Origin of the sequence: Acetonema longum DSM 6540 (assembly GCF_000219125.1) — a bacterium.
Taxonomy (GTDB): domain Bacteria; phylum Bacillota; class Negativicutes; order Sporomusales; family Acetonemataceae; genus Acetonema; species Acetonema longum.
Genome location: NZ_AFGF01000240.1, coordinates 54,280 through 74,536, shown reverse-complemented (window position 1 = coordinate 74,536; position 20,257 = coordinate 54,280). Strand labels below are relative to the sequence as shown.

General features: G+C 53.1%; 18 protein-coding genes and 1 riboswitch. Of the genes, 17 read left to right on the top strand and 1 reads right to left on the bottom strand.

Annotation, left to right across the window (positions count from 1 at the left end):
* The first annotated feature begins 4 nt into the window (after positions 1–4).
* The 16 genes from buk (at position 5) to ALO_RS18425 (ending at position 18,308) form a co-directional block, all read left to right on the top strand.
* Positions 5–1,072, top strand: coding sequence for a butyrate kinase (buk, locus tag ALO_RS18500; RefSeq protein ID WP_004099185.1), 1,068 nt, complete (start codon positions 5–7; stop codon positions 1,070–1,072).
* 253 nt (positions 1,073–1,325) lie between these two features.
* A complete protein-coding gene (locus tag ALO_RS18495) occupies positions 1,326–2,195 on the top strand; it encodes a LysR family transcriptional regulator (RefSeq protein WP_004099184.1) in 870 nt (289 codons plus the stop codon).
* A gap of 345 nt (positions 2,196–2,540) precedes the next feature.
* Positions 2,541–3,848 (top strand): CitMHS family transporter, encoded by a 1,308-nt coding sequence (locus ALO_RS18490; RefSeq protein ID WP_004099182.1) that lies wholly within the window; start codon positions 2,541–2,543, stop codon positions 3,846–3,848.
* Positions 3,849–3,889: 41 nt separating this feature from the next.
* Entirely contained in the window at positions 3,890–6,226 is a 2,337-nt protein-coding gene (locus ALO_RS18485) for a hydratase (protein ID WP_004099181.1), read from the top strand.
* A gap of 64 nt (positions 6,227–6,290) precedes the next feature.
* A complete protein-coding gene (gene citD / locus ALO_RS18480) occupies positions 6,291–6,572 on the top strand; it encodes a citrate lyase acyl carrier protein (RefSeq protein WP_004099180.1) in 282 nt (93 codons plus the stop codon).
* A complete protein-coding gene (locus ALO_RS18475) occupies positions 6,573–7,442 on the top strand; it encodes an aldolase/citrate lyase family protein (protein WP_004099179.1) in 870 nt (289 codons plus the stop codon).
* Between the two features lie 16 nt (positions 7,443–7,458).
* Entirely contained in the window at positions 7,459–8,997 is a 1,539-nt protein-coding gene (citF, locus tag ALO_RS18470; protein ID WP_004099177.1) for a citrate lyase subunit alpha, read from the top strand.
* 23 nt (positions 8,998–9,020) lie between these two features.
* Positions 9,021–10,388 carry an MmgE/PrpD family protein gene (locus ALO_RS18465; RefSeq protein WP_004099171.1) on the top strand — a complete coding sequence of 456 codons (1,368 nt, stop codon included), beginning with the start codon at positions 9,021–9,023 and terminating at the stop codon, positions 10,386–10,388.
* Between the two features lie 59 nt (positions 10,389–10,447).
* Positions 10,448–11,542 carry a methyl-accepting chemotaxis protein gene (locus tag ALO_RS21110; RefSeq protein WP_004099169.1) on the top strand — a complete coding sequence of 365 codons (1,095 nt, stop codon included), beginning with the start codon at positions 10,448–10,450 and terminating at the stop codon, positions 11,540–11,542.
* A gap of 392 nt (positions 11,543–11,934) precedes the next feature.
* On the top strand, positions 11,935–12,222 hold the full coding sequence (locus tag ALO_RS18455) for a hypothetical protein (RefSeq protein WP_139025448.1): 288 nt from the start codon (positions 11,935–11,937) through the stop codon (positions 12,220–12,222).
* Positions 12,223–12,302: 80 nt separating this feature from the next.
* Complete coding sequence (locus ALO_RS18450; RefSeq protein ID WP_004099165.1) at positions 12,303–12,608, top strand: type II toxin-antitoxin system RelB/DinJ family antitoxin; 306 nt, start codon at positions 12,303–12,305, stop codon at positions 12,606–12,608.
* Positions 12,605–13,018, top strand: a complete 414-nt coding sequence (locus ALO_RS18445) for a type II toxin-antitoxin system RelE/ParE family toxin (protein WP_004099163.1) — start codon at positions 12,605–12,607, stop codon at positions 13,016–13,018. The genes ALO_RS18450 and ALO_RS18445 overlap by 4 nt, the downstream gene beginning before the upstream one ends.
* Positions 13,019–13,054: 36 nt before the next feature.
* A riboswitch (cobalamin riboswitch) is annotated at positions 13,055–13,247 on the top strand.
* An 85-nt stretch (positions 13,248–13,332) separates the two neighbouring features.
* On the top strand, positions 13,333–14,505 hold the full coding sequence (gene cobT / locus ALO_RS18440; protein WP_004099161.1) for a nicotinate-nucleotide--dimethylbenzimidazole phosphoribosyltransferase: 1,173 nt from the start codon (positions 13,333–13,335) through the stop codon (positions 14,503–14,505).
* Positions 14,492–15,616, top strand: coding sequence for a nicotinate-nucleotide--dimethylbenzimidazole phosphoribosyltransferase (cobT, locus tag ALO_RS18435; protein WP_004099159.1), 1,125 nt, complete (start codon positions 14,492–14,494; stop codon positions 15,614–15,616). Before cobT (ALO_RS18440) ends, cobT (ALO_RS18435) begins: the two co-directional genes overlap by 14 nt.
* A gap of 100 nt (positions 15,617–15,716) precedes the next feature.
* Entirely contained in the window at positions 15,717–17,438 is a 1,722-nt protein-coding gene (locus tag ALO_RS18430) for an ABC transporter ATP-binding protein/permease (protein WP_040293867.1), read from the top strand.
* 27 nt (positions 17,439–17,465) lie between these two features.
* Positions 17,466–18,308 (top strand): M55 family metallopeptidase, encoded by an 843-nt coding sequence (locus ALO_RS18425; RefSeq protein ID WP_004099155.1) that lies wholly within the window; start codon positions 17,466–17,468, stop codon positions 18,306–18,308.
* 344 nt (positions 18,309–18,652) lie between these two features.
* Here the strand turns inward: ALO_RS18425 and ALO_RS18420 are convergent, their stop codons facing one another.
* Positions 18,653–19,168 (bottom strand): hypothetical protein, encoded by a 516-nt coding sequence (locus ALO_RS18420; RefSeq protein WP_004099153.1) that lies wholly within the window; start codon positions 19,166–19,168, stop codon positions 18,653–18,655.
* A gap of 279 nt (positions 19,169–19,447) precedes the next feature.
* Here ALO_RS18420 and ALO_RS18415 point away from each other — a divergent pair, with 279 nt between their 5' ends.
* Positions 19,448–20,206 (top strand): tRNA threonylcarbamoyladenosine dehydratase, encoded by a 759-nt coding sequence (locus ALO_RS18415; RefSeq protein WP_004099150.1) that lies wholly within the window; start codon positions 19,448–19,450, stop codon positions 20,204–20,206.
* Positions 20,207–20,257 lie beyond the last annotated feature (51 nt).

Genomic DNA, 20,257 nt, shown 5'->3' with positions numbered 1-20,257 from the left:
AAATATGGGCTTTATGTTTTTAGTCATCAATCCGGGATCTACTTCCACCAAAGTGGCACTTTACGAGGACACGAAAGAAGTGGCGACTGAAAGCCTGAGTCACAGCGCGGCTGAACTGGAAAAATTCCACGGCATCATGGATCAGTTGGAGTACCGGACCGAGGCAGTCAAACGATTTTTGCAAGCGCACAATATGGTTCCCGCCAGACTGAGCGCCATTGTGGGCAGAGGTGGCCTGTTGCGCCCTATACCGGGCGGTACATATCAGGTCAATGAGAAGATGCTGGACGATCTGAAGGCAGGGACTTACGGTTTGCATGCCTCCAATCTGGGAGCGGTGATTGCCGCTGCCATTGCCAAAGAAGCCAATCTGCCGGCTTTGGTAGTAGATCCGGTGGTAGTAGACGAATTAGCCCCGATAGCCCGCATTACCGGCAGGCCGGAAGCCCCCAAACGCAGCATATTCCACGCTCTGAACCAAAAAGCCGTGGCCAAGCGCTATGCGGCTTCCATTCAGCGCAGCTATGAAGATCTGAACCTGATTGTAGCCCACTTAGGCGGCGGCATCTCGGTGGGATGTCATCAGCATGGCCAGGTGGTGGAGGTCAATAACGCCCTGGACGGGGACGGACCTTTTTCGCCGGAACGGGCCGGCACGGTCCAGGTGGCTGCCTTTGTAGAATATGTAGTAAGCAACGGTCTGACCAAGGACAAAGTAGCCAAACTGCTGGCCGGCAGGGGAGGGCTGGTGGCCCACCTGGGGACCCAGGACGCCAGGGAGATCGAGAAGAGAATCCAGGCCGGTGACCGGCATGCAGCCCTTGTCTATGACGCCATGATCTATCAGATAGCCCGGGGCATCGGCGCGGCAGCCGTACCCGTCCGGGGCAAGGTAGACGCCATTCTCCTGACCGGCGGCATTGCCTACTCCCGCTATGTGACCGACCAGATTACCTCTTATGTGGAATTCATCGCCCCGGTCGTGGTCATTCCCGGCGAAAATGAAATGCAGGCTTTGGCTGAAGGGGCTTATCGGGTGATGAGCAATCAGGAGGAGAGTCGGATGTATTGATAAAAGGCTGTTTTGGTGCTATACACGCTAAAACAGCTTTTATGGTCCGCATGATAGTCATAACCTGAGGTTGGACATCTTTTGACAATTTCCGTATATTTATTATAATAAGAATTGATTGATTTCAATATCACAACATTGATTTATTGAAAAAATCATACTTACTTTTATTGTATGCAAATATTGGCGGAAAATTTTAATGCAGCGCTAGCGAAAATAGATGCGGAATAACTGTAAAATATGGAGATTGACAATGGATGAGCGAGATTGGATTATCTTACAAACCTTACATCAAAAGAAGAATATTACCAGAACTGCCGAAGCGTTATTCATTTCGCAGCCCACGTTGACCAGCCGCCTCCAGCAGATCGAAGACCGGTTTGATGTGCAAATCGTTGTACGCGGTAAAAAGGGAGTTTATTTTACGCCGGAAGGCGCATACCTGGCCGAATGCTCCAAGGAAATGCTGCAAAAAATGCATACTATTGAGGGTACAGTCCGGACACTGAAAAATGAAGTGAAAGGCTTGTTAAAACTGGGGGCGTCTAATTTTTTCACCAGGCACAAGCTGCCGGAACTCTTAAGGCGATTTCAAGAGCGGTATCCTGAGGTTGAATTTAAAGTAGTCACTAACCTGAGCGGTAGAATCGTTGATTTGGTTTATAATCATGACATTGATGTCGGGTTTATTCGCGGGGAATATGGCTGGTCTGATAAAAAGGAATTGTTGTTTGAAGAAAATATGTATATTGTTTCTGCCTGGAAAATCAGTTGTGAGCAGCTTCCTGAGAAGCCCCGGATTGACTACATCAGCAACAAAGCTGTGCGCGATGTATTGGATAATTGGTGGAAAGACAATTTTCACAGACCACCGCATATCGGGATGAACGTCGACAGAATTGATTCATGCAAGGAAATGGTTCTGAAAAACTTGGGATATGCGTTTTTGCCCAGCGGGATTCTGGATGCGGAGGATCAGGTATATAAGATACAAATGTTTGACCGTGCAGGCATGCCTTTGGTACGGCGGACCTGGATGTTCTATTATGAAGATAAATTACAAATTGCACTGATAAAAACATTTGTTGATTTTGTAAAATCCATCGATGTGTATTCGCTATAAGATTAAGATTGCTCTGCCCGATCGGCATATGCGCCGGTTGGGCAGTTTTTTTGTCATCGCGATTGAGATATTGAAATTCCTGATGCATATGATTGGATATTTGTATTATAAATATTTTCTGAAATTTTCTATAATGTCACTGTAATGAGTCCGCTTCGGCCGATTGCGGGGAAAATGGATAACCGGAAGGAAGGTGCTCTTGAACATTCCTGTGGTATAATGGCAAGCTGCTTATTTATCGTTTACACCACTTCAAAGAAGCTTAGTAAGTTTAGTGAGCTAAGAGAATCAGTTCTTCTGCTACAGTCATGATTACTAACATATGAAAGATGGGGAGGTTCTACCATGTCCATGTCATTAGCTTTGTTAGGCTACCTTACCATTGCCATTTTTATGGCATTGCTGATGGGGAAAAAGTTGTCTGCCTTTGTTTCCCTGATTATTGTTCCTGTCGCCATGGGCTTGCTCGGCGGCATGGGCGGCGAATTAGGCGACTATGCGCTGAAAGGCCTTAAAGGAGTGGCGCCCACCGGTGCGTTGATGATCTTTGCTGTTATGTATTTTTGCGTGATGATTGCCGCCGGTATGTTTGACCCTTTAGTAGACAAAACGGTTCGGTTTATTAAAGGCGACCCGGTAAAGCTGCTGGTCGGTACTGCCGTCTTAGGATTAAGTATTTCCCTAGATGGCGATAGCGTTACTACCTTTATTATCGTCTGCTCGGCATTGGTGCCTATCTATAGAAAGATGGGTATTAATACGTTAAATTTAGCCTGCATTACACTGATGGCAAATTCTGTCCCGAATATTTTGCCATGGGGCGGACCTACGGCCCGGCTGCTGGCCGCCCTTAAATTAGATGCGGCGGAAGTAATGACACCTTTTTATCCCTGCCTGGCAGTTGCAGCAGTGTATGTCATCATCGTAGCCTATATTATGGGCCGTCAGGAAAGAAAACGAATTGGTCCTGTCCACATGAGCGAAGAGGAAATTACGGCATTAATTAAAGATGCGACAGCAAGAAATGAAGAGTACAAGAGGCCCAAGACCATGCTCTTTAACTGGGCCATGACAATCTTCATTGTTGCCTCGCTGGTATTGGATATTTATCCTCCGGCAGTGATGTTCGCTATTGCGACCGCTATTGCCTTAGTCGTTAACTATAGTATCAAAGAGCAAAGAACGCTGATTGAGGATGTGGCGTCTGATGTGCTGCCGGTGGCTTCGCTGGTTTTTGCGGCCGGGATCTTTATGGGCATTTTAGCCGAATCTAAAATGGCGTCAGCCATTGCCACTCATCTTATTTCTTTGATTCCGGAACAAATGGGTTCTCATTTTGCGTTTTTCGTTTCGCTGGTGAGCGTCCCATTGCTTTTTGTCTCCTCCAACGACGCTTTTTACTTCGGGATCGTTCCCGTGTTTGCCGAAACGGGGGCGACCTACGGCTTTACCACCCTGCAGATCGGCTTGGCCTCCCTGTGCGGGCAGGCATTCAGGCTGTTAAGCCCAACGGTGGCATCCATCTATGTGCTGTTGCAGATGACGGAAGTTAATATGGTTGAGTGGCAGATTAAGACTGCAAAGTGGGCGATTGGCTTGTTTGTTATCTATGTGGTTATGTTGTATTTCGTCCTGGGCGTCATTCCCTTTTAAGTCAAACGGCAAATTATTTTAAAAGAAACGGAGATCATGATATGGTGCATGTAAGACAAAACGGAGTATATTTGCTAAAGGGCCGGGTGATGATGGACGATATGCAGCCGGTCAATATGGCTGAAGCAAACCGGCGCATGGCAAACGCCGGCTGTTGCCCTCTGCCCGAGACCGCCGTCGATAAGGATGAGGCCCGCAAGGGAACCATTGCCTGGCGGATTTTAAACAGCCATAATGTTTCCGGTGAACAGAGCAAGCTGAAACTTCGCTTTGATGCACTGACCTCTCATGATATAACCTATGTCGGCATCGTGCAAACAGCTTGCGCCAGCGGCATGAAAGAGTTCTCGATTCCTTATGTTCTGACCAATTGCCACAACAGCCTTTGCGCTGTTGGCGGAACCATTAACGAAGATGACCATGTGTTCGGTCTGTCGGCCGCGAAAAAATTCGGCGGTATTTTTGTGCCGACGCATCAGGCGGTTATTCATCAGTATATGCGGGAAATGATGACCGGCTGCGGCAAAATGATTCTGGGCTCGGACAGCCACACCCGCTATGGCGCCCTTGGCACAATGGGGATCGGCGAAGGCGGCGGCGAGCTGGTTAAGCAGTTGCTGAAACGGACCTACGACATTGCTTACCCCGATGTGGTTGCCATCTATCTGTCAGGGGCTCCGGCTGCGGGAGTCGGCCCCCAGGATGTCGCCCTGGCGGTTATCGGCGCGGTGTTCAAGTCGGGGTTTGTTAAGAATAAGGTGCTGGAGTTCGTCGGGCCCGGGATCGATAACCTTACGGTGGACTTTAGAAACGGCATCGATGTGATGACTACGGAAACAACCTGCCTCTCATCCATTTGGCGCACCGATGAAGCGGTCGCCGAGTATTATCGCATTCATGGCCGCCCTGACGGTTACCGCAGGCTGGAGCCGGGTGATGTAAGCTATTATGACGGTCTGATCCAGGTCGAGCTGGACAAGATAAAGCCAATGATCGCCCTGCCTTTCCATCCGAGCAATGTCTGGTCGATTGAGGAACTGAATCAGAATGCGGCGGATATTTTGCGGCAGGTAGAGAAAGAAGGGCAAAAGCAGCTGGAAAATCCCGACCTGCGGTTTAACCTGACCCATAAGCTGGCCAAGGGCCGCCTGAAGGTCGACCAGGGGGTTGTCGCCGGCTGCGCCGGCGGCACATTTGAGAATATTGCAGCCATGGCCGGGATTCTCGATGGGCAGTCTGTCGGCGCCGATGCCTTCGCGCTGAGTGTGTATCCTGCCAGCCAGCCGGTTAGCCTGGCCTTGAGCGGCAACCGCATGCTGGAGAAACTGATGCTGGCCGGCGCGACGATCCGTTCCGCCTTTTGCGGCCCCTGCTTTGGCGCCGGCGATGTTCCCGCCAACAACGGGCTGAGCATTCGTCATACCACCCGGAATTTCCCCCATCGGGAAGGCTCCAAGCCGGATAACGAGCAGATTGCCGCCGTCGCTCTGATGGATGCCCGTTCCATCGCTGCTACCGCCCGCAATAGCGGCATACTGACCCCGGCGACGGAAGTCCAGATGGAATTCGCACCGCCAGCCTATCATTTCAATCAGAAGGTCTACGAAAACCGTGTTTATCAAGGCTTTGGCCAAGCAAAACCGGCGGAGGAACTGGTTTTCGGGCCCAATATTGCCAGCTGGCCGGCCATCCGCCGCCTGCCGGAAAATCTGCTGCTTGCGGTTGCCGCCGTGATCCGTGATCCGGTAACCACTACTGATGAACTGATTCCCTCCGGCGAAACATCGTCCTTCCGTTCCAATCCGTACAAGCTGGCGGAGTTTACCCTGTCAAGAAAAGACCCGTCCTATGTAACGCGGGCCAAAGCGATACAGGCGATGGAACAAAAGCGTCAAAGCACGGCTGATAATCCGGCGCCTGAGGTTGACGCCTATTTTCGCTCGGCTTTACCGGCTGCAGAGTACAGCGATGCGGCGTGGCAAAAATTACTGCGGGATACCGGGCTGGGCAGCGTAATCTTCGCCCTTAAGCCAGGGGACGGATCGGCCCGGGAGCAGGCCGCGTCCTGTCAGAGAGTCCTGGGCAGCGACGCCAATATTGCCGTGGAATATGCCACCAAGCGCTATCGCAGCAATTTAATCAACTGGGGCATGATTCCCTTTACCGTTGCGGCCAAAGATCAGGACAAGCTGGCAGTCCATGACGTGATCTTCATTCCGGGAATCCGTCAGGCTATCAGCTCAGACGCGGAAAAAGTGGAAGCCCTGGTAATCAATCAGGCGGGCAAGTCTTCCCTGGAACTCCGGCTGGAGTCACTGTCCCGGGACGACCGGGATATTCTTCTGGCGGGAAGCCTGATCAATTATTACGCCGGGTAATCCCCGGCCGACAGGCTGCTGCGTTCCAACCGGATATTGTTATATGAATATGGAGGACACGGACATGACACAGATCGCACAAATAGGCCGGTCTGGCACACTGGAATCCAACGACATACTGATCACAGTATCTCCCGGCGCCGCGGGAGAAGGCATTGCCATTGAATTAATCAGTCCGGTCATCAAGCAATTCGGCGACCGTATTCGCGAGGTGATCACCGAAACTCTGACAACGCTGGACGTGAACGATGCCCGGGTGCAGGCCACTGACAAGGGTGCTCTGGACTGCACCATTCGCGCCCGGGTACGGACTGCCGCCGGACGGGCGGCAAAAGGAGGCGATTAAATGGAGAGGTTGCGGCGGAGTATGATGTTTGTGCCGGGGAATAATCCCGGCAAACTGCAAACCGCAGGCATCTACGGTGCGGATTCCGTTATATTCGATCTGGAAGATGCCGTAGCGGTAACGGAGAAAGACGCGGCCAGGCATTTGGTGTATCAAGCCATCCGGGACCTTCGCTATCCCTGTGAAGTGGCGGTCCGGGTTAATCACATCCTGACCCCCTTCGGACGGGAGGATTTGCGGCAGGTGCTGCCGGCCAAACCGGACCTGATTCGGCTGCCGAAGGCTGAAGCGGCGCAAGAGATCAAGGATGTGGATGAAATCATTTCGGAAGCCGAATCTAAACATAATTTCGCCCCCGGTACGATTCAGATGGGAGCCGCGATTGAAACCGCCAAGGGATTGCGGCAGGCCTACGCTATTGCCAGCGCGTCCCCTCGTATGGCGTTTATCGCCATTGGCGGAGAGGATTTCATTGCAGATCTTAAAACTACCCGCAGCAAGGAAGGCTGGGAACTATTCGAGGCCCGATCCCAACTGGTGCTGGCGGCCCGTGAGGCAGGCATCCAGGCAATTGATACGGTGTTTTCTGATGTGAATGACGAGGAAACATTTATTGCCGAGGCGACCCGGATTAAAGGCCTGGGTTTTGACGGCAAGTCGGTGATTAATCCGCGTCAGGTGCAGTTGATGCATCGGGTCTTTCAGCCTTCCGAGCAGGAAGTGGCCCATGCCAGACGGGTACTGACCGCTTATCGGGAAGCCCTGGAGAAAAAATCCGGTGTCATTGCTCTCGACGGCAAAATGATTGATAGCCCAATTGTGATCAGGGCCCAGCGGGTGCTGGCTTACGCCCAGGCGGTAAAAAAATAGGAGAGAGGGTATTGATGTGATAAATACAGTGAAAAGAGTGCTGCCTGAGACGATAAACGGCCAGGCAACACTCCCCTATGCCGGCCCTTTCGCTGTTCAGCCTGAAGGCCGCCGGGCGGGGGCTAAAGTCCGTTTTAACAAACCTCACTCAGATAAGGTGCTTCCATCAATCGAACGGGCTATCGATGCCTCCGGCTTGCGGGACGGTATGACGATCTCCTTTCATCATCATTTCCGCAACGGGGATTATGTGCTGAATTCGGTCATCGAGGCAATTGCCCGCAGGAATATCAAGGGGCTGACACTGGCGCCAAGTTCTTTGAATGATGTCAACGATGCCATTATCCCGTTTATTGAACAGGGGATCATTATCGCCATCGAAACCAGCGGGGCCAGGGGAAAACTTGGCCGGCTGATGACGGCGGGAAAGCTGGCGAAACCGGTGCTGATCCGGTCCCACGGTGGCCGGGCGCGGGCCATTGAATGCGGCGAACTTCATATTGACGTTGCCTTTATTGGCGCCCCCTGCTGCGATGCCTACGGCAATATCAACGGGGTTGAGGGCCGGTCGGCTTGCGGCTCCCTGGGATATGCCATGGTGGATGCGGCTTATGCCGATACGGTAGTGGCTCTGACCGACAATCTTGTGGCTCATCCGTTGCAGCAGGTCAGCATTCCCCAAACCCAGGTGGATTATATTGTGAAACTGGAGAGTATCGGCGACCCTAAGGGCATCGCTTCCGGAGCGCTGCGCATTAGCCGCGACCCGAGAGAACTGCTGATCGCCGAATATGCCACCGGCATCATTGAGCATTCAGGCTGCTTTAAGAACGGCTATTCGCTGCAGCTGGGCAGCGGCGGCGCTTCGCTGGCAGCCGCTAAATTCATCAAGGAGAAGATGATTGCCCGGGGCATTGTCGCCAGCTTCGGCATTGGCGGCATAACGGCGCCTTTCGTGTCCATGATGGAGGAAGGTCTGATTGAGACCATCTTTGATGTGCAGGATTTTGATCTTCCTTCTATCCATTCCCTGAAAACCAATCCGCGGCATCAGGAAATGTCCGCGTCCTTTTATGCCAATCCTCACAACGGCGGCCCTATCGTCAATAATCTGGACGTGGTGATCCTCAGCGCTACCGAGATCGATACCGACTTCAATGTCAACGTGATTACCGATTCCAACGGCGTCATTATGGGGGCTTCCGGCGGACACTCGGATGCCGCCGCCGGCGCCAATCTGACCATTGTCGTCGCGCCTTTGCTGCGAGGCCGGCTGCCCATGATTCTGGATAAAGTGAATACAGTCGTGACCCCCGGTGAGTCGGTGGATGCCGTTGTTACCGAGCGGGGCATTGCCATAAACCCCAGACGGGCTGATCTGATGAATAATCTACAGGGTACCGGGCTGCCGGTAATGAGTATTGAAGAATTGCAGCATATGGCCTATGATTTGACCGGTAAACCCAAGCCGATTCAGACAAGTGATGAAGTCGTGGCGGTTATCGAATATCGCGACGGCAGCATCATTGATGTTGTCCGCAAACCGACAGAGTGAAAAGCAGAAGGGGGAGTTTTAGAATGAACACACTTACAGGCATACTGGCGCAATATATCCACAAGACCACCTTCACTGATCTGCCGGAACCGGTGGTAACCCAGGCGAAGCAATGCTTAATCGATACCATCGGCTGCTCGCTGGCCGGGGTTCATTTCCCGGAAATTGTCGGGGCCACAAAAGAACTGACAGCAGTGGACACGCAAACAGACTGCGTTATCTGGGGCATGTCCGAGAAAGCGTCGCTGCTGACCGCCGCACTGTTGAACGGCGTCACCAGCCACGCTGTGGAAATGGACGACGTGCACAAAACCTCCAAGACCCATACCGGGGCAGTCGTTATTCCGGCAGCGGTTACTTTGGCGGGATATCGGCAGGCCAGCGGCAAAGAACTGCTTACGGCCATTGTGATGGGCTATGAAAGCGCCTATCGCATCGGAACCGGCATCAACGCCTCGGCTCACAGGCTGCAGGGCTGGCATGCCACCGGCGTCTGCTGCACCTTCGGCTCCGCCGCGGCTGCCGGCAAATTGCTGCATCTGGATGAGGCGCAGACTGTCAGCGCGCTGGGCATGGCCGGAACGCAGTCCAGCGGACTCTGGGCACTGACCATGGACGGCGCAACCTGCAAAAAGCTGTATATGGGCAAGGCGGCCCAAAGCGGGATTTTGTCCGCTTTGCTGGCGCAAGGTGGCATGACCGGACCAGCGTATGTGCTGGAGGCGGAAGACGGTGGACTGTTTCGGGCGGCTTCTTCTAACTACCGGTTTGAGGCGGTGACGGAGAAGCTGGGAGAACGCTGGGATATTCTGAAGGCGGACCGCAAACCTTATGCCTGCTGCCGCAGCGCTCAGCCGCCAATAGACGCGATTCTGCATATGCGCCGGGAGTATGGGATCCGCCCGGAAGATGTGGCTAGCATCCGCGTCAACACCTATGATATCGCCGTAAAACAATGCTTTAACACCAAACGGCCCAAGAATGTGGTGGAGGCGCAGCTTTGCATTCCCTACACGGTAGCCGTTGCTTTGACCGACGGCGCCGCCTCGCCCCGGCAGTTCACCGGCGAACGCATTGCTGACGACGCGCTGATGGCTTTAGCCGCAAAAGTGGATGTATTCGAAGACTCCGCCTTTACCGGGCGCTATCCGCAAAACTGGGGCTGCCAGCTGATTTTGAAAACAGTCGACGGCAAAGAGTATGAGCAAACGATTGTTAATGCCAAAGGCGATTCTGACAATCCCCTTAGCTTTGACGACCTTGTCGGTAAATTCACTACCCTGGCCGACGGCGTACTGCCGGCTGAACGGCAAAAGAGAATCATTGACTGCATTATGAATCTGGAAAAACAGGAAACCGTCGCAAATCTCGTTGGCTTGCTTGAAAAATAAAGGAAATTAAACGGATATAGAGTTCGTACAAGCCGCGGAAAACGTGGGAGGCTTTCATCTTGGCAAAAATAAAGATTATTGTAGTGGGTAGTAATGATGCACTGGCACAAGAACTTGAAAATGTGGTGGTCAACACAGTGGGGGATCTGGTGGACACCACACGAGCCACTCTCAAGGAATACGCCAGTTGCGCCGGTGATATGTATATTTGCTATGCCAGCCGGGAAAGGGAGTTTACCGCCAAATTTGGCGAGGAGAAGGTTGTTGCGCTGGAACTGCGGCCGCCGGCGGTATTCTTTATCCAGGTGGCCCAAATTCCTGCAGGCGAAAAGGTTATCATTTTTAATAACAGCCGGGCTGGCGCCGGGGTAATCGAAAAATACCTGCAGCAGTACCAAATCAGTCATCTGCAGTATCAGGTCGTCGCTTTCGATGAAGACACGGCGGAAAGCATCGAGAGCATCCTGTCCCAGGCGGAATATATTATTGGCAATGAAGGCTATACGGCGCCAGACAAGGTTTTGTACAGCAGGTATGGCAAACTGTTGAGGCCTGATGTCACGGTCATTGCCAGTCCGGCCAGAGAGGCAACATCCGAGTCGGTAAGCTGTATGGCGAAAAAAGTGATTAGTTTTGTCCAGGCGCAGGACCGCAAGAGCCTGTTTCGGACCCAGGCGCAGCGGATCAATGATGCGATAACCAATATTGCCGCGTCGATCGAGGAATTAAATGCTTCACAGCAGGAATTGGCGGCCAGCATGTCCGAGGTGGCCAAACTTTCCGGCAAAGCCTTTGAAGACGTAACCAATACCAATAATATATTGGATGTGATCCGGCAAATTGCCAGCCAGACTAATCTTCTTGGGCTGAATGCCTCGATTGAAGCGGCGCGGGCAGGGGATTTAGGCCGGAGCTTTGCCGTAGTGGCGGATGAAGTCAGGAAACTATCCGTACAGAGCACAGATTCCACGAAAAATATCGATCGGATTCTGAGACAGATGCAATCGTCCATGGATACTGTGATCAGAACCACGCAGCAAACAGCTAGAATCACTGAGGAACAAAGCCATGCGACGCAGTCCATCACGGTGATGGTTACCAGCCTGCAGCAAATTAGTGAGGAGATGCTGCGTTCGGCCCATTTGGAGGGATAAATCTCTGCTTCAACTAGCGGTTGCTAAACAAAGCCCACTTCCTTGCCTTGCGGCTCGAAAGTGGGCTTTGTCGACATCCTGAATCATGGGTGCCTTTATGGTTTTTTTGTTTCACGAAAAGATCTCCGTGAACTCGTCCACTCTTATAGACTTGCCCCTGACCGGGAGTAGCACAAGCAGCTGGCATGGGCAGAGGCGGATGCCGCGCAATGGGAACTGGGTGCAGAAGTCGCCCGTTCCAGACAGCTATCGCGATATGGGCTGAGACGTGATCAGTCTGGCCTTGATTTTGTATGAGAATCAGTGTATTAGCGCGTTTGATTCGAAGGTGGATCTGAAATTCTTTTCCGGTGTATCCGTTGCTCTGCGATTGTGGACCCAGTAGGCCGGGGATGGCTACGAAGCGGATGACGCTCTCCGTTTCTCGCCGGAATGATGAACGCAAGGGCAGCATGACTCGGCGGCGCAGCCGACTGGAGGATCCCGTCGCCAACCTCTCGGCCGAGCTTCTCGGTGACGCATCAGGCCACGATAACGGTTCCGTACCCGTCCGGGGCAAGGTAGACGCCATTCTCCTGACCGGCGGCATTGCCTACTCCCGCTATGTGACCGGCCAGATTACCTCCTATTCGGTAAGTCGGATCTATATGCGATTTATGTATGGCTATTGCTGTTTTTGAATGGCGGACCTATGCTTAATATAGCATTTGCATTGCTTTTGCAAATACAAATATATATAATAGGTATAGGAGGGGTGGACGTGGCGAAAACAACGAATATTTATGTCAGGCTTGAACCCGGTCTTAAGGAAGAGGCGGAAGCGATATTAACTGAACTGGGGATTCCGATTTCCAATGCTGTCAATATTTTTCTGAAGCAAGTTGTTATGCATAAAGGCATACCTTTTGATGTAAAGCTGCCGACAGAAAAATTTGTGAGTGTTGCCGATATGAGTGAAAAGGAAATAAACGCTAAGCTGGAAAAAGGATATGAGGATTTCCTGCAGGGAAATACCAAGTCTGTATCGGTAACGTTCGCGGATATCCGTAAAGATTATGGGATATGAAATACAAAATAGTTACTACCGAGCAAGCGGACAGCGATTTGAGAGCGATATACGAATATATAGCGTTCACGTTGCTCTCACCTGAGGCAGCGGTCAGACAGTTGGAAAGAATCGAACAATCTATTATGAAGCTGCAGGAAATGCCGGAGAGATATCAACTGTACGAAGAAGAACCTTGGCGCAGCAGGGGGCTTCGCAGTATGCCGGCGGATCATTTTATTGTCTTTTATATCCCGCGGCATGAGGAAGATAAAACAATCACTGTTATTCGGGTTTTGTATGGAGGAAGAAATAGGAGTGAACAGCTGGCAGATTACGATAAAAAACAGTCAACTGCTAAACTGATAGATGACCTCAATAGAGATCGAAAGTCCGGGAAAGAAAATGGGTGGATATTGCATGAGGCTTGACGGATTTTTGCGTATACTGCTATAATAGCATCAACTGAACCAACGCATGATTAAGGTGCCGCCCATTCGGGGGGAGAATAGGGAAGTCTGAGCATGGGAGAATCATTCTGTGCGTAGGCGCGGGCCCGCCACTGTACCGGGGAGACCTTACAATAGCCACTCGCAAGGGGAAGGCGTAAGCAGTCGATGAAACGGGAGCCAGGAGACCTGCCTTAATCGGTTTTTAAATCCTTCATGGATAAAGAAGGCTTTTTTGGGTGAGACCAAAAGAGTCTTTTTCTTTTGATTTGCATGATTACAGGGGGTATTTTGCAATGAATTTATTGTCCGAGACACTGTTGGGAATCATTGATCCTGATGTTGCCGCCATGGGGGCGGTGCAAGAACGGCTGGACAGCCTCACCAAGCCTGTGGGCAGTCTGGGGCGTCTGGAGAGTATGGTCAGACAGTATGGGGGAATCCGGCGGCAGGCGCGGCCGGATTCGCCTCGCTGCTGCATGGTGATCGCTTCGGCGGATCATGGAGTGGCCCGGCACGGGATCAGCGCCTATCCGGTGGAAACCACCCTGCAGATGACGGCCAATTATCTGCTGTCCAAAGGCGGCAGCGCCAATGCCTTCGCCAATTTCTGCGGCGCGGACATGGTGGTGGCGGATGTGGGAGTGGCCGGAGACATGTCCTATGTTCCGGGACTGTGGCATAGAAAGATTGCCTATGGCACTGAAGACTTTACCCAGGGGCCGGCCATGAGCCGGAAGCAGGCTCTGGCTGCGATAGAAACCGGCATCGAAATCGTCAATGACCGGGTGAAGCAGGGCTACAACTGTTTCAGTTTAGGAGAAATGGGGATCGGCAATACTACTTCGAGCGCGGCGATTGTCGCCGCTTTTACCGGTCTGTCGCCGGAGCGGGTCACCGGACGGGGCACCGGCATATCCGACAGCCGGCTGCTGGTCAAACTCGATGTGGTCCGCCGGGCCCTGGCCGTCAACCTGCCTGATGCTTCTGACGGGATGGACGTACTGTCAAAGATAGGAGGATTTGAAACCGGCGCTTTGGCCGGGGTCATCCTGGGGGCGGCAGCCAACCGCTGCGCCGTCATCCTGGACGGTCTGAATACAACGGCGGCAGCTTTGATCGCCCATGCCGTTCATCCCCGCAGCAAAGAGTACATGTTGGCCTCCCACTTATCCACCGAGCCGGCCCACATCTTTGCCCTGAGGTTTTTGGGCCTGGAACCCTGCGTGGATATGGGGGTACGGCTGGGAGAAGCCATTGGCGCGTCAGTGGTGGTGGATATGCTGACAGTGGCGGTTAAGACGCTGGATCAAATGGCGACGTTTGAGCAGGCCGGAATTTCTGGGCCGGCTGGCGGCGTAGAATCCGCCCCTTGTGAAAGGGGGCCTTCGCTGGAGTGCCAGGGGAAGTNCGAGGATGCCGACTCAGTCACAGGGGGAGGAGGCTTCAATCCCTTTGTCACTGCGTGACACCTCCTTTTCACAAGGAAGGCGGGTATTTCAGCCGCCTCTTATTAAGCCCCTGGATACAGCAGCCATGGACCAGTGCCAGATCAGACTGGACAATTTGACCAAACCTTTAGGCAGTCTCCATTCTTTTGAGCATCTGGCCCGTCAGATGGCGGGAATCACTGGCAATCCCAGGCCGCGGTCTTTCCAGAAAAGCATCATTCTTATGGCCGGCGATCACGGTGTGGCGGCAGAAGGGGTCAGCGCCTATCCTCAGGCGGTGACGGTCCAGATGATCGCTAACTTTTGCCGGGGCGGCGCCGCCATCAATGTATTCGCCGAACATGTGGAGGCCGGGCTTGTTCTGGTGGATATCGGCGCAGCGGCGGACCTATCGTCTTTTTCCCAGGTGCGGGCTGCCAAGATTGCCCAGGGGACGGAAAATATCGCCCGCGGCCCGGCCATGAGCCGGGAACAAGCCATACAGGCCATAGAACTAGGGATGGTCGTCGCCAGGGACGAAATCGGCAAAGGGTCCCGTATTCTGGGACTGGGGGAAATGGGTATTGCCAATACCACCCCCAGTACGGCTATCATCGCCTGCTACAGCGACAAGACACCGACGGAACTGGCCGGCCGGGGCACCGGCATATCTGATGCCGGTCTCCATAAGAAAATCAGGGTTTTGGAAACCGCCCTGGCGGTCAACGACCCGGATAGAGAGGACCCTTTGGATGTGCTGAGCAAAGTCGGCGGTTTTGAGATTGCCGGCCTGGCCGGCGTCATCCTGGGCGCTGCCGCCGGCGGCGCCGTGGTCGTTCTGGACGGAGTGATCACCGGTGCGGCGGCTTTAATCGCGGTAAAACTGGCGCCTCAGACCAGAGATTACCTGATCGGGTCTCATCTTGGGGCGGAACCGGCCCATCAGGCAGCTTTAGACCTGATCGGCCTGCCAGCCTATCTGCGCCTGGATATGCGCTTGGGCGAAGGTACCGGCGCGGCTTTGGGCATGTCTCTTTTGAACGCGGCGCTCCATGTTCTGAACGATATGAAAACTTTCGGCGAGGCCGAAGTGGCCGTAGCACAGGATGGCCCGGGAGCTTTGCGGCAGAATAAAGATGTTAAAGATTAAGATTCTCTCTTTGTCCCGGCAGGAGTTCCCGAATCAAGAGCGAATAAACAACCAGCTTTATTTTTTCTTTTCCGGAACCAGGATCAGGAAGGGATAGTGGATCGTGGAGATTTTGCATAAACGGTTTTCCCGGGACCTTTGGCGGCTGACCCGATTATATTGGAAATCAGAGGAAAAATGGCGTGCGCTGGCGCTGCTGGCCGTAATTGTGGCTCTGAATCTGGGCAGTGTGTATATGCTGGTGCTGATTAACAAATGGTACAACACCTTTTACAATGCCCTGCAGAATTTCGATGCTGCCGGAACCTGGGCTGCATTGCGGGATTTTGCCCCGCTGGCCGCTATCTATATCATCATTGCCGTGTATGCATTCTACCTGCAGCAGATACTGCAGGTCCGCTGGCGCCGCTGGCTGACAGAGCGCTATCTGGGGGACTGGCTGACCAACCGGAATTATTACCGCATGCAGCTCTGGAAGACAGGCACTGACAATCCGGACCAGCGGATCAGCGAGGATGTGGGCCTGTTCGTCAGCCTGACTATGGGCCTGTCTCTGGGATTGTTAAAGGCTTCTGTCACTTTAGTCTCTTTTGCCGGCATTCTCTGGGCCTTGTCGGGAACCTTAAATCTGCCGCTGGGGAATGGACAGATTGCCATTCCCGGGTATATGCTGTGGGTAGCCATCTGTTACGCCGCGGTGGGAACCTGGCTGACCGCCCGGATCGGCCGGCCGCTGATTAACCTGAACTTTAACCAGCAGCGGTATGAGGCTGATTTTCGTTTCAGCTTGATCCGCCTGCGGGAAAACAGCGAAAGCGTTGCCCTATACGGGGGAGAAGCTGAGGAACGGAACTTGTTCCGGGGCAGATTCGCCCGCGTTATTGAAAACTTCCTGGAATTGGTCCGCCGGCGGAAAATACTGGTCTGGTTTACCTCGGGCTATGCGCAGATTGCTATCATCTTCCCTACTCTGATGGCTGCGCCCCGCTATTTCGCCAAAGAGATTCAGCTGGGCGGCCTGATGCAAATTACTGAGGCCTTTGGCCGGGTTCAGGATGCTTTGTCCTATTTTGTCGATGCCTATCCGCAGCTGGCCGAGTGGCGGGCGGTGGTCAACCGTTTGTCCGGGTTTACCGATCATATGCAGGCTGTGATGGTCATGGACCGGGAAAAAGACATCCGGTTAACCGGACACAGCGCCCCGGAGATCATTGTCACCAGTCTGGATATTGACCTTCCCGGCGGGGAAAATTTGCTGAGCAGCCTGGAACTGAAGCTGGCTCCGGCAGCAACCCTGCTGATCGCCGGCCCTTCCGGCAGCGGCAAGAGCACCCTGCTGCGGACATTAGCCGGCCTTTGGCCCTTTGGCAAGGGCACGATCAGCGTCCCCCGGGGACAGAAAGTCCTGTTCATTCCGCAAAAGCCTTATCTGCCACTGGGGAGCCTGCGGCAAGCTCTGATGTATCCGGGGACTCCAGGCCGGGTCAGTGACGGGGTGATGCGGGAGATCATGGAACTCTGCCGGATTTCCGAACTCATCGACCATCTGGATACGACGGCCGACTGGTCTCACATTCTTTCCCTGGGAGAACAGCAGCGGATTGCTTTTGCCAGAGCTCTCCTGCATCAGCCGGAATGGCTGTTCCTGGACGAGGCCACCTCGGCCCTGGATGAACCCACTGAGAAGGCATTATATCAACTCTTGCAGGATAAACTTCCCCGTACCGCCATTGTCAGCGTAGGCCACCGCAACACCCTGAATGCGTTTCATCGGGGCAAGCTGACTTTGACCGGCAACGGGCAGTGGAATATATTATATTAAAAAAAGCCCTATAAGGAGGCGAACAGATTGAAAGTCTACATCTCCCTGGACATGGAAGGCATAGCCGGCACGGTGGACTGGGACCAGGAAAGAACTGACCGCAATATGGTGCGCAAATATATGACGCAGCAGGTGGAGTGGGTTCTGGAAGGGATTCAGGAAAGCGGTGTCAACCTGAATATCGATGAGATCGTTTTAGCGGACTCTCATTCCAAGGGCGACAATGTATTTTATGATATTGCCTCGTTGGATGATAGGCTGCATCTCATTTCCGGCAGCCCCCGCCCCAATTATATGATGCCGACCTTGGATTCCGCCTGCGATGTGGTGTTCCTGGTGGGTTACCACAGCGGCATTGGCGCCCTCCACGGCGTCATGGATCACACCTATACCAGCTGTTTTCATAAAATTATGGTGAACGGACGGTTGATGAGCGAGGCGCTGCTGAACAGCGCGTATGCCGGCTATCATTCGGTCCCTGTAGGATTGGTAGTCGGAGATGAGGCCTTGCGTCTGGAATTAATGCAGCCTGACGCCATGCCCTGGGCGCGCTATGTGACCACCAAGACAGGATTGAGCCGTTTTGCCGCCAAAAACAGGCCGCCTGCGGCCCTGCGTCTGGAAACCATTGAAGCGGTCCGTTCGGTGCTGGAGTCGGATTTGAAAACCATCCCATTATACAGCTTTGCCTCGCCGGCTACGCTAACCATCGAGTTTCAGACCACCGTCATGGCCGATGTGGTTTGCTTAATGCCGGGGATTAAGAGACTGGACGGGCGGACGGTAGAGATGACTCAGGACGATTATAAGACTCTGTACAATGCCCGGGAAGCGATTGCAACTCTAGCCGTTTCAGTAAAGGGCCTATAGGAGACCGTTGAAAAAGGCCCATCTGTGTCGCGTTGCTCCTGCGGGCGTTCGACGTACCCTCCAACCGTACAGTCTCACGCCCGTCCTCGTCGCGCTATCAGAATTTGTGACTTTTCGGGAGATAGGTGGTAGCGATGTTTTCTCATAAACCGAAAAATCACCTAAATTCTTCAGTATGGCAACGCAGGCATTGCTCTTACCTAGCATCTGAACCTTTTGAACAGTCCCAGATTCGAGGCTACAGATGAGTTGTTGCCATAGACTTCTATAAATGCCGTATGAATAGAAGCGGCGATGCCGTGGAGGCATCGCCGCTTCTTTGAGGATACAGTTAAAAACCAGTCCTAGAACAGGAAGGTCAGGCCCAGCCCAAATCCGTTGCGGTCGTAACCGCCGTCGTAGCTGGTGGATTTGTAATTGACATTCAGGTCTACGCCGTAATGGATCCGGTAGTTGATGCCGACCTGGAATTCATCGAAGTCGCCGCCAATGATCATGGAAGCATAGCCTTCGGTATCTTCGGCCAGTTCTCCGTTAAGGGCAGCGCCCAGGTAGAGATCACTCTCGGGACCGTAATCCCGCACTCCTACGATGCCGCGGAAGTTATCCGAAAAGAGCAATTGACCGTAGAGATCGTTTTCTGTGTCGGACCAACCTTCTACATCGCTGATTTGCAGGCCGATAGCCACTTTTTCAAACAGCTGGTGCTCCAGGTACAGGGTGTGAGCATCCGGATCGGCAGCCTGGAACATGTAGCCGGCAGCCGTACCGCCTACGTATAAATTATTCACCGGAGCGGCCAAGGCTGTTCCGGCGCACAGTACCCAGACAGCTGCCAGGGTAAGTAAAAGCTTTTTCATGGTTTTCCCCCTCTCGTCAATCTTCAAGAATATGGATCCGAAAGGATTGCAATGATCCAACAGATGCTTATTCTATCTGAAATTTACTTTAGCATCAGGGAGGAGGCCTGTCAATATTTGCACAGGAAAATACGACAAAATACGACGAATTTTGCCGCGCCGGATTGTATTGGCTGACGGCCTGATATTAGTATATAATAATAAATGCTCTATGTAATTCTAACTGTAATCGAAATTGCAGAATCTTAATTGATGATTGATTCAGGAAAGGTGAACATCATGTTGCACGAATTTTCCCGGACAGAACTGTTAATCGGCCGACAGGGCCTGGAGATGCTGGCGCGCAGCAAAGTAGCGGTTTTCGGCATCGGCGGCGTGGGGACTTTTGCCGTGGAAGGCCTGGTCCGGGCCGGTGTCGGCAAATTGGTCCTGGTGGATGACGATTGCATCTGCCTGACCAACATCAACCGTCAGCTTCATGCCAGCCGCAAAACTATCGGCAGGCCTAAAGTCGAGGTCATGAAGGAACGAATCCTGGACATCAATCCTAAAGCGGAAGTGACGGCCTATCAGCAGTTCTATCTGCCGGAAGCGGCCTGCCAGCTGATTCACGAGGATTATGACTATATTATTGACGCCATTGATACCGTTACCGGTAAAATAGATCTGGTAATACGGGCCCGGGAGAAAGGCATTCCCATCATAAGCTGCATGGGCGCCGGCAACAAACTGGACCCCACCCGTCTGGAAGTGGCCGATATTTTTGCCACTTCGGTCTGCCCGCTGGCTAAGGTGATGCGTCAGGAACTGAGAAAGCGGGGTATCCCGTCCCTGAAGGTAATTTATTCCCGGGAAGAGCCCCTTAAGCCCCAGGAAACCGAGGCAACCAGCTGTGCCCTGGGCTGTGTCTGTCCCCCCGGGACCACCCGCAAATGCACTGTCCGGCGTCAGATTCCCGGCAGTATTTCCTTTGTACCTTCGGTGGCAGGGTTGATCGCCGCCGGCGAAGTAATCAAAGATCTGATAGGGGGCCGTTGAAAAGGGCTCATTTGCGTGTTGCTCCTGCGGGTGTGACTTTGGCTTCATTTG